The 13301-nt window shown below is 33.6% G+C and carries 9 protein-coding genes; all 9 read right to left on the reverse strand.

Annotation, left to right across the window (positions count from 1 at the left end):
- Positions 1 to 4 precede the first annotated feature (4 nt).
- On the reverse strand, positions 5 to 1321 hold the full coding sequence (locus tag DFR80_RS07580; RefSeq protein ID WP_114489632.1) for a bifunctional diguanylate cyclase/phosphodiesterase: 1317 nt from the start codon (positions 1319 to 1321) through the stop codon (positions 5 to 7).
- Between the two features lie 38 nt (positions 1322 to 1359).
- Positions 1360 to 3123: an HD domain-containing phosphohydrolase gene (locus DFR80_RS07585; protein WP_158537695.1), complete on the reverse strand. Its 1764-nt coding sequence runs from the start codon at positions 3121 to 3123 to the stop codon at positions 1360 to 1362.
- 19 nt (positions 3124 to 3142) lie between these two features.
- Positions 3143 to 4633 (reverse strand): ATPase domain-containing protein, encoded by a 1491-nt coding sequence (locus DFR80_RS07590; protein WP_076544090.1) that lies wholly within the window; start codon positions 4631 to 4633, stop codon positions 3143 to 3145.
- A gap of 31 nt (positions 4634 to 4664) precedes the next feature.
- Entirely contained in the window at positions 4665 to 5006 is a 342-nt protein-coding gene (locus tag DFR80_RS07595; RefSeq protein ID WP_158537696.1) for a Na-translocating system protein MpsC family protein, read from the reverse strand.
- A gap of 312 nt (positions 5007 to 5318) precedes the next feature.
- Positions 5319 to 6734 carry a cardiolipin synthase gene (gene cls / locus DFR80_RS07600; protein WP_114489635.1) on the reverse strand — a complete coding sequence of 472 codons (1416 nt, stop codon included), beginning with the start codon at positions 6732 to 6734 and terminating at the stop codon, positions 5319 to 5321.
- 15 nt (positions 6735 to 6749) lie between these two features.
- On the reverse strand, positions 6750 to 7787 hold the full coding sequence (locus tag DFR80_RS07605) for an HD-GYP domain-containing protein (RefSeq protein WP_114489636.1): 1038 nt from the start codon (positions 7785 to 7787) through the stop codon (positions 6750 to 6752).
- A gap of 132 nt (positions 7788 to 7919) precedes the next feature.
- Positions 7920 to 9326, reverse strand: coding sequence for an apolipoprotein N-acyltransferase (lnt, locus tag DFR80_RS07610; RefSeq protein ID WP_114489637.1), 1407 nt, complete (start codon positions 9324 to 9326; stop codon positions 7920 to 7922).
- 58 nt (positions 9327 to 9384) lie between these two features.
- Positions 9385 to 10053 (reverse strand): LptA/OstA family protein, encoded by a 669-nt coding sequence (locus tag DFR80_RS07615; RefSeq protein ID WP_114489638.1) that lies wholly within the window; start codon positions 10051 to 10053, stop codon positions 9385 to 9387.
- A gap of 14 nt (positions 10054 to 10067) precedes the next feature.
- On the reverse strand, positions 10068 to 13283 hold the full coding sequence (locus DFR80_RS07620) for a YjgP/YjgQ family permease (protein ID WP_114489639.1): 3216 nt from the start codon (positions 13281 to 13283) through the stop codon (positions 10068 to 10070).
- Positions 13284 to 13301 lie beyond the last annotated feature (18 nt).

The raw sequence follows: 13301 nt of genomic DNA on the forward strand, positions 1-13301 counted from the left end.
CCAATTAATTTAATAACTTCTCAATTTTATTTTTGGCCATCGGTCTATAATAATAATAGCCCTGAATATAATCACAGTTTAATTCTTTTAGAATCTCTAACTGTTCTTTAACTTCAGCTCCTTCAGCTACCACTTTAATATTTAAGTTGTGAGAAATTTCAATTATACCTCTAACTAACATCTTTGTCTTTTCTTCTGTAATATTATCAATAAAGCTTTTATCAAGTTTTAAAACATCTATTGATAATTCATTAAGGAAACTAAGAGATGAATATCCTGTGCCAAAATCATCCAGTGCAATAGAAAATCCCATATTTTTTAATTCATCTAGAGTTTCTCTTTTAATCTCAGTAAAAGACCTTTCTGTAATTTCAAATTCAATTAATGAATTGTCGATTGAATAGGCATCAGCAATATACTTAATGTTTTTTATGATTTCTTGATCATTTAATTCGCTCAAAGAAATATTTATACATATTTTGATATTTGTCAGTCCCTTTTCTTTCCAGAGCTTTAAAGTTTCAAATGCTTCTTTTAAAACAAATATCCCAATGTTTTTTATTAAACCTGTTTTTTCCGCTAAAGGTATAAATTTGGCTGGACTGATAATGCCCTTTTCTTCATGTTCCCAGCGAATTAATGCCTCTAAAGCAGTTATTTTCTCACCAACAGTCTGTACTTTCGGCTGATATTTTAAATAAAAATCATTATTTTCTATCGCATTCTTTAAATCATGTTTCAATACTTCTTTTTCAATTTTTTTAAAATAAACTTTCTCATTATAAATCTGATAAGTATTTCGATTCTCTTTTATTGTATACATTGCGTTGTGTGCTTTTGTTAAAAGACTAGCAGCTGTATTTCCATGTTCTGGATAAATAGCAGCACCTAAATTTATATTCAATAAATAATCATAATTATTTTCTGCTATAAAATCCTTAATATATTTTAATGTTTTTGCTAATCTCTTTTTCAAATTATCAATATTATCAGGTTTATAGAGTATCAAAAACTGATTTCCCCTATATAAAGAAATTAACTCAGCATTTTTATTAATTTTCTGTACCTGCTCTGCCAATAATTTAACAAAATTATTTATTTTTTCAAATCCTAATATATTATGCAGTTTTTCTAAATCATTAATTTTTAAATAAGCAACTGCATAAATTTCATTTCCCACTTCATTTTCAATATTATTTACTAATTCTTCATAAAAGTATTTCTCATTTGGCAGCATAGTTAACTGATCAAAATAAGCCAATAAATAAAGCTCGTCTTCAACTATAAGATCTTTTTTCATATTTTTTTGTTTTTTTAACATTAAAACCTCCAAAAATTAAATTTTTTATTCATTTCCATCTAAATTTGAATCATTTTTATAAATTTCTCTGCCAGATAGGGATCAAACTGACTACCTGAGCACCTTTCGATTTCAAAGAGAGCTCCCTTTTGAGATACAGCAGACTTATATGATCTCTGATTTGTCATTACATCGAAACTATCTATAATTGCTATAATCCTTGCTGTATAAGGGATAGCCTCTCCTGCTAAACCCTGAGGGTAACCTTTGCCATCCCAGCGCTCATGATGCGACAATACCCCTTCGGCTACAGATGCAAGTTCCGGAATCGATTTAACGATTCTGTATCCACTTTCCGGATGGTTTTTAATAGTTTTAAATTCTTGCTCAGTTAATTTATCTGGCTTTTTTAAAATTTTTTCAGGAATAGACACTTTACCTATATCATGTAATCTGCTTAATAATTTTAGATTATCAATTTGGCTTGTCGAAAGATCTAATTCCTCAGCAAATCTAATTACTAATTTATTCATTCGTTCTGCATGGTCTTTTGTTTCATGACTCTTTTCCAGCAGTGTATTCTCCAGCGACAAAATAATCGAGTTGCTTGTGCTTTCACTGCCAGCAATTTTATTTCTATACATCCTATCTTCAGCTTTTTTAAAGACTTCTTCGTAAGACTGATCTTCATCTATTATCTGAGCAACACCAAGTGCTATACTCAATTTAATTGGATTTTTATCTGCTTCAGCACAAAGTTTTCTTATCCGGTTCGAAACTTTTCTGGCGTCTCCAATCGAAGTCCTGGGTAATAAGATAACAAATTCGTCTCCACCCCATCTGGCAATTATATCTTCGGAGCGACAGGCACTTTTAAAAACTCCAGCTATTGATTTTAAAAGCTGATTACCTTTTTGATGTCCAAAAGCATCATTAACTAATTTTAATCCATTAACATCCCCCATAATCACTGAAATAGGGAGCTGGCGAATAGTATTCAATCTTTTTATCTCTTCCTCTAAATAATTCCGGTTATATAATCCGGTCAGCTTATCATGGTAGTTTAAAAACTTTATTTTGTTTTGATTTTGCTTTTTATCAGTAATGTTTTGGGCTGTTATCAGTACCGAAAATTTATTATTAAAATTCACCTGGCTGCAGTTTAAGCTGAGCCATTTAATTTGATTGTGATTATCCATAACTCTAACTTCTTCATTTTTAATCTCTCTATTCTTATTTTCTCTGAACATTTTTTTTATTCGTGTTTTATCTTCTTTATGAATAAAAGAAATCAGATTTTTACCGGTAAGCTGCTCATATTTAATTTTTAGTATCTTTAGAAAAGCTGGATTGGCATAAATTATTTTACCCTGATTTAAAATAAAAATCCCGATAGGGGATTTTTCAGCAAGTTCGTAATATCTATATTCAGATTTCAAAGATAAGTGCCTTATTTTTAACAAATTATCTATTCGATATTTCATTATTTGTTTTTTTATTGGCAGTACAAAAATATCATCAAATATATCAGCAGAACTCTCAAAATAAAATTCGTTTCTGACTGAGTTAGACAATAGAATTACAGGTAAGAATATAGGGTTTTTTCTTTCTTTTAATTTTCTCAGCTTATCTTTAAACTTTTGATAATAATATTCATCTATAATGATCAAATCCCCAGCTTCAGAAAATAACTGTTCTTTATCATTAAAAATCTCAATCTGATAATCTTTTTTTAAAAATTTTTTTAGCAGTATAATATTTTGCTTATTATTATTTAGAATCAGTATTTTATTTACTCTATTAAATTTAAATTTCTTAAACATCTTATTTAGTTCTCCAGGATTATTTAAGTCCATTTTTTGAACTTTCCTTAAGCTCTTTATTGATAAATTCAGGGTTTCCAGTTAAAATTCCCCGCAGCTCAGTTAACGGTTTCCCAACTTTGATTCCCTGGCTGCAGATCTGAAATTCGCGCAGCTGTTTTTCAAAGTCACTTAATCGCTTTTTTAAAACCCCAATTGCTTTTTTTAACTCACCATTAAATTCTAAATAACGCAAGAACATTATATTATCTGCTAAATAACTGATACCAAGTTCTGTCACCTTAAAATCACCTGTGATATTGGCTATTTCGTTAATTAACAGAACAGTAATTCCAATATTATTTAAATAATTAGTTAGAGAGTGTAAGTTTCTTATCAGCTCATTTTTGCCTGCTGAAGAACTGGCAAAAGACAGCTTATATCCTGAAACACTATCCAGCATAATGTTCCGGGTATTATTTTCCTCTGCTTCTTTAATTAAAAACTGAGTAAATTCCCCCGGAGTATATTCTAAGGGGTCTACTTTTATAATTTCCAGTTTATTATTACTTATCAAATTATCTAATTCAATACTGACAGATTCAGATCTTTTGAGAAGTGTTCTGTCATCTTCTTCAAATGTATAAATTACTGATCTTTTCCCTGTTTTGGCAGCTGACTGCATAAACTGAACACCAAAGGTAGTTTTCCCTACCCCGCTGGCCCCTGATATTACAGTCGTAGTTCCACTTTCTATACCACCATGAAGCAATTGATCTACTTCCGAGATTCCAGAAGAAATAATTTCGCCTGGATAATCAGTCTTGTTTTTCTGCAGCCTTAATTTGGGGTAAACTTCTAGCCCCTTCTTTTTAATCTTAAAAGAATGTTGGCCCTTAATAAAATCTGAGCCTCTAAATTTACTAATATTAATATATCTCCTATTTTTATCAGCAAAATTTAAGTTCAGAACACCATCAGATAAAAATTGCAGGTCGTCATCAGGCTCATTTTTGCTGGCTTCCGAAGATACAAGTAAGGTTATTTTATTATCTGCAGCAAACTGAAGCATTGATAACATATATTTTCTAAACTCATATTCATTTTTAGATAAAAATCTGAGCTGTTTTAAACCATCAAAATAAACTCTATCTGCATTAATTTCATTTAAACTGGTAATTATCTGATTAATTAAAGGTTTCTTTTCAACTTCTTCCACGGGAAAAACATTATAACTTTTACTGTTCTCAATCAAATTAGAAGAAGGACTCAAGTCAATAAAACTTATCCTGTCTAAACTAAAATTTCTACTTTTAAAATCATCAATTAATTTGTTTTGGTCCTCTGTCAAAGTAATTAAAGCTGATTTTTCGCCATTTTTAACCCCTTCAACCAGATAATGAATACCAAGAGTTGTCTTTCCCGTCCCCGGACCACCCCGTAATAGATATGTTTTGTTTGCTATTAAGCCACCATTTAAAATTAAATCTAATCCTTCTACACCTGTAAGTAAACGTTTACCTCTATTCATCAGCTACTCCTTTCTGACTAGATAAAGTTCTTTATTCTATTACCTTATCTAATAAGAAAATTATAATTTTCTCGTTTTCTGATAACGCCATATTTTCATCATAATAAAAATCAGTTACCTTATAATTTAAAACATCTTCAATAATTTCTTTTGCTTCTTCTCCCCATTTACTAAAAATGTGTTTATATGTTTTTTTAATGATAGTTTGGCCATCACTTGTTGTAAAATTACTAAATATTTTTTCTGGATACCAGTTAATTTTTATGATTAATATATTTTCAACCGCATCTGTTTTTAAATATTTAGGCCCCTTTCCAGATATGTTTTTGTATAGCTTGCTTAATTCATGATTCAATGCTGCATATTTGTTCACTAATGTCCAGCTCCCCCAATTTAGTATGTTTAATAGAAAAAAATGTAAATAAATAGAAAAAACCAACACTCAATAGTGTTGGTTCAGGCTCAAAACAGGCCTAAGCCCATTTCTCTTCCTAAATTCAGTATTACTGGTCAAAAATCAATTTTTCAAATCTCATTCATCCCAGCCCATAATTATTGTTGTTATTAGATATTATTCTACAAAATCTTTCATATTCCTGCAAAAAGAAACCTTTTAAAAGTTAAAAAATCCACAAATGCTTCTATTTATCGGAAAAAAATTGGTTGCATGCCCGGTGGCTGCAGATTATAAAATTGGAGATAAAAGCCTGGAAACAGATTCCCTCAGTTTCATTGTCCAGCCTCTGTTTTCATATACTTCTCTGGTTATTTCTTCTGAGTTTTCTAAATCATCTTTAAAAATTTGGTTGTGATACTCAGCTCGATCACGATCGTAGATAAAAGCATTAATTTCAAAATTAAGTTTAAAACTACGAACATCCATATTGGTAGTTCCAATAGAGAGTACCCGGCTATCAATACAGATTGTCTTGCTGTGCAGAAATCCTTTTGTATAACGAAAACAGCGAGCTCCTACATCCAGGAGTTCACCCACAAACGAGTTATTGGCCGAATAAACAAAGGGATGGTCTCCCCGATAAGGAATCATAATTTTAACGTCAACACCAGAGCGAGCAGCAAGTTTTAATGCTTCCAGCACTGATTGATCCGGAATAAAATAAGGTGTTTGAATATAAATTGACTCTTCTGCCTCATAGATCATTTTCAGAAATAATGATTTAATTTCTGCTTCCTTAGAGTCAGGTCCACTGCTGACAACCTGGACTGATACATCACCTTTAAATTCTTTTTCCGGAAAGTATTTCTGTTCTCCTACCAGATCATGTCCGGTAGCAAAATCCCAATCCAGAAGAAAACGGTATTGAAGACTGTCAACACTTTCTCCCTTTAAACGAAGATGAGTATCTCGCCAGTCACCAAATCTGGAGCTTTCTCCCAGATATTCATCGCCTATATTTATCCCACCAAGATAGCCAATTTGACCATCAATAACTACATTTTTTCGATGATTACGATAATTCATATCGAGTACAAAAGGGGCAAAAGAAACTGCCTCTCCTCCAGCGTCTTCAAGTTCAAAAATTGCATAACGCGAAAGATTTCTGCAACCCATCCGATCATAAAGTAATCTCACTTCCACACCTTCGGCTGCCTTTTTGGTTAAAAGCTGCATAAATTGGTTTCCCAGCTGATCATCGTTAATTATATAGTAATTAGCATGTACAAATTCTTTAGCGTTTTTTATATCCTCAAATAGATCGTCAAACTTCTCCCGGCCACTGGTATAAATTTCAAGCTGATTACAGCCTATACCTGCAGGGAGATCATTTTCAAAAGCCAGTCTAATTATACTCTGTTCCAGATGCTCAAAGTTATTTATTCTTGCCTTTAATTCGGCAGTAATCATTTTTCTATCATATTTTTTTAATTCATCTTCCTGTTTGCGCTGAAAAAGCTTTCTTTTTTTGGGAGTTAAACCTAAAAAGAGATAAAGGATAAAACCTAAAACCGGGGTTAGAGTCAGGATTAAAAGCCAGGCCCAGGTTGCAGTCGGATCCTTTCGTTCAAAAAAGATTAAAAGAATGATAAAAATTATATTTAATATTATTATTCCGGTTGGTAAAAAAGATAAAAAATTCATAGAATCTCCTCAACTTTAATTCTGTTCAATTTCTTCCTTCACTTTTTTTTCCTGCTCCAGATTTTTGACCAGTTTTTCAACATATAATCCACTCTCACAGTTTAAATCAAGATAATCATCGCCAATTTTTACAATTGGTGACTCTGGATGAACCGGATTAATAAATACAACTTTTGCCAGTTGTTTATCACTCAAAATTACCCGATCACCTATTAAAGAATAGGGGATTTTTTCAATAAAAAGCATCTTTAGACTGTGATCAAAGGAATCAAAATCTTTTTCCATAATTTTAACTGCTGTAAAAGGTGAAACGGAATTCTGATAAGGGCGATCAGTTGTCAGGGCATCAAAGGTATCACAGATAGCAATTATTCGACCAAATAAAGGTATATCTTCACCTGATAATCCCAGCGGATAACCCCCACCATGATAGCATTCGTGATGAGTTAAAACACCGGCCATGATACTTTTAGAAAAACGACCGCTTTTTTTGAGCAGTTTGTAGCCATATTCCGAATGTTTTTTAACTTCCTCATATTCTTCATCAGTTAAAGAATCCGGCCGGGTTATAATTTCTTTTTTGATCCTGCTTTTGCCTATATCATGGAGCAGAGCAGCAGTTGTTAGATTATAGATTCTATTTTCTTTTAGATGTAACCAGTTTCCAAATTTATTGGCTAAAATACCAACATGTAGTGAGTGCGAATAAGTATATCTGTCAATATCACGAGTCATTTTCAGAATATCTTCCAGGCCGAGATATTGAGAGATTTCGATTGCTTCTTCGGTCAAACTTCTGACAGTTCTGAAATCAACTTTTTTCATATAATAGGCTTTTTTATAGGCTTCAGAAAAATCTTCCAGGTTCTGCTCGTACTTCTCGTGAGCAACTATTTTTTTACCTTTTTCAGCCTCAACTGCTGCTGCAGTTTTTATTTGAATTTCAGTAATATCAGTTTCTTTTAACTGTTCAATTAACTTTCTGTTCAATCTGGTTCCCGGTGGGATTAAGACACCACCAAATTCGCTCCGAACTTCTTCGTCAGTTACCATTCCCGTTTCCAGATCAATTATTTTAAATGTACTGTTCTTTGCTGCAGAAATATTAATCCCTCCCTTCGCTTACAAAAAATAGCGATTACTAATTTTATTATAACATCTTTGAATCTAAAACGACAGTATTCTTCATTTGGAATCTGGAATCTCAAAATTTAGTATATGATAATTGGTCCCGGGATTAACTTTTTGATAACTCCCGGAAGGATAGATAATCCCATTGTAAGACTTATTCCCAGTTTTAATAACCGGTATTCCATTTTCAACGGCTCTAAATACAGCAGCCTGCCACATAATATTCTTCAGCAGCCGACTATCCTGAAACCAGGCTTCATTAGTTTGATTTACAATAAAGTCTACTTCTCCCCTGTCAACTTTAACATACTCAGGATACAGTATTTCCGAGCAAATCACAGTTTCCCATTTTAGCCCCTGACTTTTAAAAATTTTTTTCTCATGCCCCGCATTCAGCGAGGAAAAATAATAGGGTGTATATTTATTCAACAGATCTTTAAAGGGGTAAGTTTCGCCAAAGTAGAGAAGTAGATTTTTATCATAGCGAGAAACTATTTCCCCTCTAGCTGAAATCAAATAGGAACTGTTATAACGACCACTACCAGTATTCTTTGCCGCCAGTGAACCAATCTGAATAGGAGTTTTAAGCTCTGCAGCAACCCGATCTAAAAAATTTTGTCGGTAATACTTATCTGAACCAAAATCGAAGGTCAAATTTGTTTCGGGAGCTATAATAAGTCCAGTCTGATTTAATTTTGAGGCTGCTTTTAAAGTAAGTTCTATATTGGCCTGCAGCTGATCGGCACTCCATTTTTTCTGCTGATCAATTTCGCTTGTAATAATTCCAATTTCTATCTTTTGTTTGTTATTATAGCTGCTTACAGGCCGGGACTGCTCACGATAATTTGCAAAACCAAAAATGAGAATGATTATAAGGCCTAGTATAATTATTTTTTTAAATTTTTTCTGAAAGATAATCTGAAAAAACAGACCGTTAACAAAAATTAAAATAAATGTCGAGAGCCAGATCCCCCCCACCGCAGCCAGCTGGACAAAACTTGAAAAATCTGCCTGAGTATAAGCAGGGTTTGCAATTGGAAAAAAGAAAAATAAATAATGTCGGGCCAGCTCAAAAAGAGTCCAGCAGCCAGCAAAGAAAAAAGCTGACAGGGATTTATCTGCAAATAATTTCTGCTGCAGATAAAAATAGATTATAAAAAATAAACCGTAGATTAAAGAAAGTATTGAAAAAAGCAGAATTAAAAGCAAGATTACAGTTATCGACGCAGCTGCTGTATATAATTTAATAGAATAATATAAAAAATTGGCTGAAAAAAATAAAATCCAGAATCCAAGATTCCAGCCTCTTAAAAAAATTTTCCGGTAATTAATTTCCGGACTATAAATATAGATGTAGTAAAAAAATGGCAGGAGAGCAAACCAGTTTAAAAAATATAGGTGGCCGTAATAATTTGCAGCTGTCATCAATGCTGCGGATAAAATTGTTAAAATTGCACCCATTAGTCATCTCTCCTCCTGCAAACTAGTTATACCCTGTTTTTAGCTACTTAAGAACAAGTTATTGCAGTATTAACCTGATTTCAACATTTCCTTCTGCAGTATAACCCTCTTCTCCCTCTTTTAAGTTAAAGGTAGCCCGATCACTGCGAACCCAGTCCTGCCCTTCTTCTATCTCTACATTACCTGTTAAATCCATCATTTCACTTTCCCCATTATAATTTGCTTTATCACCTCTAAACTTCTGATTATCATAATCAATTTCGACATTTTTTTCAGCAATAAAGGAATTATTAGCGCCGGTTATTTTTAAATAATCACTCTGCAGAAGCATCTCTTCTCCCTCTGAAAGCAAATAATTAAGGACTGCTGCCTCTTCAAAAATATACTCTTCATTTTCTAAAAAAACCGTTAATTTGTTAGACTTAACCCTGCCATCAGGATATTCTACTGCAATTTCTTCCGTTAAAATCATTTTCTGCTGGTCCCGGAAAAGCTCTCCCCGGCTGGCATTGATAATAGTTTCTCCTTTTTGGATTCTGACTCCACCACTCAAAATAGTTTTTTCCTCCTGATATTCCAAGCGAGAAGCATTGATATAGACTGTTTTTTCATTTTCTACTGCTGCATTTTTGTCCTCTGTCTGCCCAGCCTGAGCCAGAACGGGAGCTGAAATACTAAAAAACATCACTAAAATAATAGCTGTCAGTTTTATCTTTAAAAATAGCATATCTTATCTCCTTCCTAAAGATCATCGTTTTTCAAACGCTCTTCTATACTGGATTCGAAAATCAAATCATCTTCAGTTTTAGTAAAACCAACAGGATCTGCCGGAAAAAGCTCGAGCGAATACTGGATGGTAATTTCTTCTTGCAGATAATCATAACTAAACTTAAGTTCCCGACAGTGAAACTTCTTATTTAGCTGAATATTGGCCTCACTGATCTGACTGTCATAATCATAATCAAAACTTAAATTACTTTCTAAATACCAGCCCCAGTCTCCTTCTAAATTGAAGATTAATTGATTGTCAATTTTCTGCAGCTGAGAGGAATTAAGATCATATTCCAGACCCAGTCGGTGCTCCCATCGCTGACCTTCGTAGATACTGTGAAAAATTAAATTATCATCAAAAATCATATTATTTAAGTCATAGCGGGTACCCAATTTAAGTTCCCAATTTTCAGTCGGATTTAAGTTCAGATATAATTCCAGGGGTAGATACTGATAATCCAGAAAGTCATAGCCACTTTCCAGATTAAAATATAGATAGGGAAGAATTCTGTAGTCAAGCATATTTTCAATCTGATTTTCTTTTTCTCCTTCGTCAAAGTTAAAAGGCGTATAGCCCCACTGCTGCTGATATTTATAATTATTTCGCAAACGTAAATTACGACTTAAATTTGTCCGCAGCCTTAGTTCTGTTGCTGACTGCTGCTGCCCGGGTATGCTATTATCTTCTCTTCCCTCAATCTGATAGCCACTACTGCTAAATTTTTGCAGCACTCGCAAGTAACTGTTTAGTGGCAATACAAAGCCATCACTGTATTTTGCTTCTCCCCGCAGACGATAAGCTTCGATTCCACTGAAATCTTCGTAATAACGACCTAATTGAGCTAAATAAGAAAAAGGTCCTGGAGGATTATATTCCAGAGATAGTTCCGGCAGACGAGAAAACTTAACCTGATCAGCTTCTGTTAAGCGGGGAGCATACTGTTCCATTAAAAAAACAAAGTCATAATAGCCGCTTCTTTTAGAAATTGAAAATTCTCCACCTTCTCTGCTCTTTAAAGACTCTCCCGGACTTTCTCTTTCTCCATTATAGTAATTTAATCGACTACGCCAGCCTTCACCCGGGTTATAGCGTAAATCCAGCTCTCTGTTAATTTCTCTTTCCAGTCCATCTTCAGGATCTCGAAAATATTCTCGATCATAATTTAATCTGGTTGATAAACTATCAAAAAAACGATCATAAAAATAAAAATCAAAACCGTAATCTCTTTGATCACGATTGTTGGCTTCAAAATAATCCTGCTCCTCATAATCAAAATTGATTCTGCTGCGGCGGCTCTCCTTTTTATAATAAAAGTCAAGTGCGGAATCTATTTCGATTTTATTATCATAGTCCTGATAAAAATAAGAAAAATCTTCTTCCCAATTTCCGGGATTAGCTTCGTGGTATAATTCGGCTTCCCAGTTGAAAAGACCCGAAAGATCGGTTTTATTCTGCTGGCTGTAATAATAAAGATAGGCCTTTTGCCGGCTGTTATTAATAAAATACTGTTTTACTCCTCCTGCTGTACCAGAAATAGTATAGTGGTCAAGATAAAAATTACCGGGGAGATCAAAGCGATTATTATAAAAATACCTGGTTTTGATAAACCATCCCCGCTGTTGATGATAGCCAAAGGCAGGAACAAAGTTACTGTTTTCCTGTTTGAGAGAAATATAGAGATAAGGCCAGTATAAAAGCGGGAGTTTGCCGTTTAATTCCCGGAACATAATATTATACATCTTAATATACTCACCCGGTCTGATAATGACCCGTTCTGCGTCAAAATAATAATGAGGCTGCTCAAAATCACAGCCAGAAATCTCTCCCGGCAGCAGCTCTAGATTTTTTGTTCTTTCTAGTTTGGTCTGACTGCCATCAGCCAGCTCTATTTTTATATCTTCTGATTTTAAATAATACTGACCATAACTACCATCAATATTACCTTTTATTTTAATAAACCCACTGTTCTGATCATAATTTAAATAGTCTGCCTTAACTCGCAAATCTGCAGTCTGCCCATCCGTATTCAAAATAAAAAGAAGTAAAAAACCCGCTGTCGAAATTCCTAGAATTTTAAAGATTTTATTAATTATCTTCTGCCAGGAGTCTCGCCAGAAAAGCAGGATAACTCCCAGAAATAGAAAAATAAGATTGGGCAGCCAGGCAGCAACAAGAGGAGGTAGTATATAATTTTTACCAAAAGAACGGCTAAAGGAGAGGATCACATAATATAAAAACACAATTACAATTGTAAAAATCAAATTTAGAGTTCTGCTTTCCTTACCACTCAAGCTTAAAGGTACACTAATCAGCACAAATAGCAAAGCAGTCAGCGGTTCAGCCAATTTTAAGTGATAATCCACCAGCAGGGAATCAACATTAATTCCACTTTTTTTAAACAGGGCAATTCTTTTACCCAGCTCCTCTCTGCTCATCTCTGATGGAGATTTCTGACTACCATAAAGTTCTTTCATCTCATCAGTTAGCTGAATTTCCATCTCCTCAAATTTACTAGCTAAAACAATTTTACCCTGCTTATCATACTGATGAATAATTCCCGAATCTAAAAGCCAGCGATTTTCTTCAATTGTTCCCCTCTCAGCCGTAATAACTTCCGGAAACTGGTCCTGGTTTAACTCATAAATAACAACTCGATGCAGTTCTCCCGCTTTTTCGTCATATTTTTCTACATAAAAAAGGCGTCCCTGGGGTCCTTTAAAAAAGACTTCTGCCTCCGGTTCAGGCATAGCCTCTTTTAATATTGTTTTTCTAATAATATTATTTGCACGATGATTGGCCCAGGGAACCACATCTTCATTTAAAATCAAAGTTAATCCACTTACCGTAATCCCGATAACCAACAGGGGAATAATCAGCCTAAAAATACTAACTCCTCCCATCCGAATAGCAGTAATCTCATTTTCTCGATTTAGTCGACCAATTCCGGTCATGGTCGCAAATAAAACTGCAATTGGAAAGGTTTCTACCATTACTGAAGGAATTTTATAAGCTAATAGTTGTAAAACAAGCGGCACCGGTACTTTTTTTACAATTATTAAGTCTGTCAGCTGAAAAAAATAATTACCAATCAAAATTACAGTAACTATCAAAACCCCCAGAATAAAAGGATAGCTGACCTCCTTAATAATATATTTATCAATTAATTTAATTTTATTTTTCAACATAAATTATTACCTCATCAA

It is taken from the genome of Halanaerobium sp. ST460_2HS_T2, assembly GCF_003337665.1.
Taxonomy (GTDB): Bacteria; Bacillota; Halanaerobiia; order Halanaerobiales; family Halanaerobiaceae; genus Halanaerobium; species Halanaerobium kushneri.

What these genes read in the sequence shown, in the direction of transcription:
- lnt (WP_114489637.1), bottom strand. Translation starts at nt 9,326, where the DNA reads ATGGGTGCAATTTTAACAATTTTATCCGCAGCATTGATGACAGCTGCA.
- DFR80_RS07620 (WP_114489639.1), bottom strand. Translation starts at nt 13,283, where the DNA reads ATGTTGAAAAATAAAATTAAATTAATTGATAAATATATTATTAAGGAG.
- DFR80_RS07585 (WP_158537695.1), bottom strand. Translation starts at nt 3,123, where the DNA reads ATGTTTAAGAAATTTAAATTTAATAGAGTAAATAAAATACTGATTCTA.
- DFR80_RS07605 (WP_114489636.1), bottom strand. Translation starts at nt 7,787, where the DNA reads ATGGTAACTGACGAAGAAGTTCGGAGCGAATTTGGTGGTGTCTTAATC.
- DFR80_RS07590 (WP_076544090.1), bottom strand. Translation starts at nt 4,633, where the DNA reads ATGAATAGAGGTAAACGTTTACTTACAGGTGTAGAAGGATTAGATTTA.
- DFR80_RS07580 (WP_114489632.1), bottom strand. Translation starts at nt 1,321, where the DNA reads ATGTTAAAAAAACAAAAAAATATGAAAAAAGATCTTATAGTTGAAGAC.
- DFR80_RS07615 (WP_114489638.1), bottom strand. Translation starts at nt 10,053, where the DNA reads ATGCTATTTTTAAAGATAAAACTGACAGCTATTATTTTAGTGATGTTT.
- cls (WP_114489635.1), bottom strand. Translation starts at nt 6,734, where the DNA reads ATGAATTTTTTATCTTTTTTACCAACCGGAATAATAATATTAAATATA.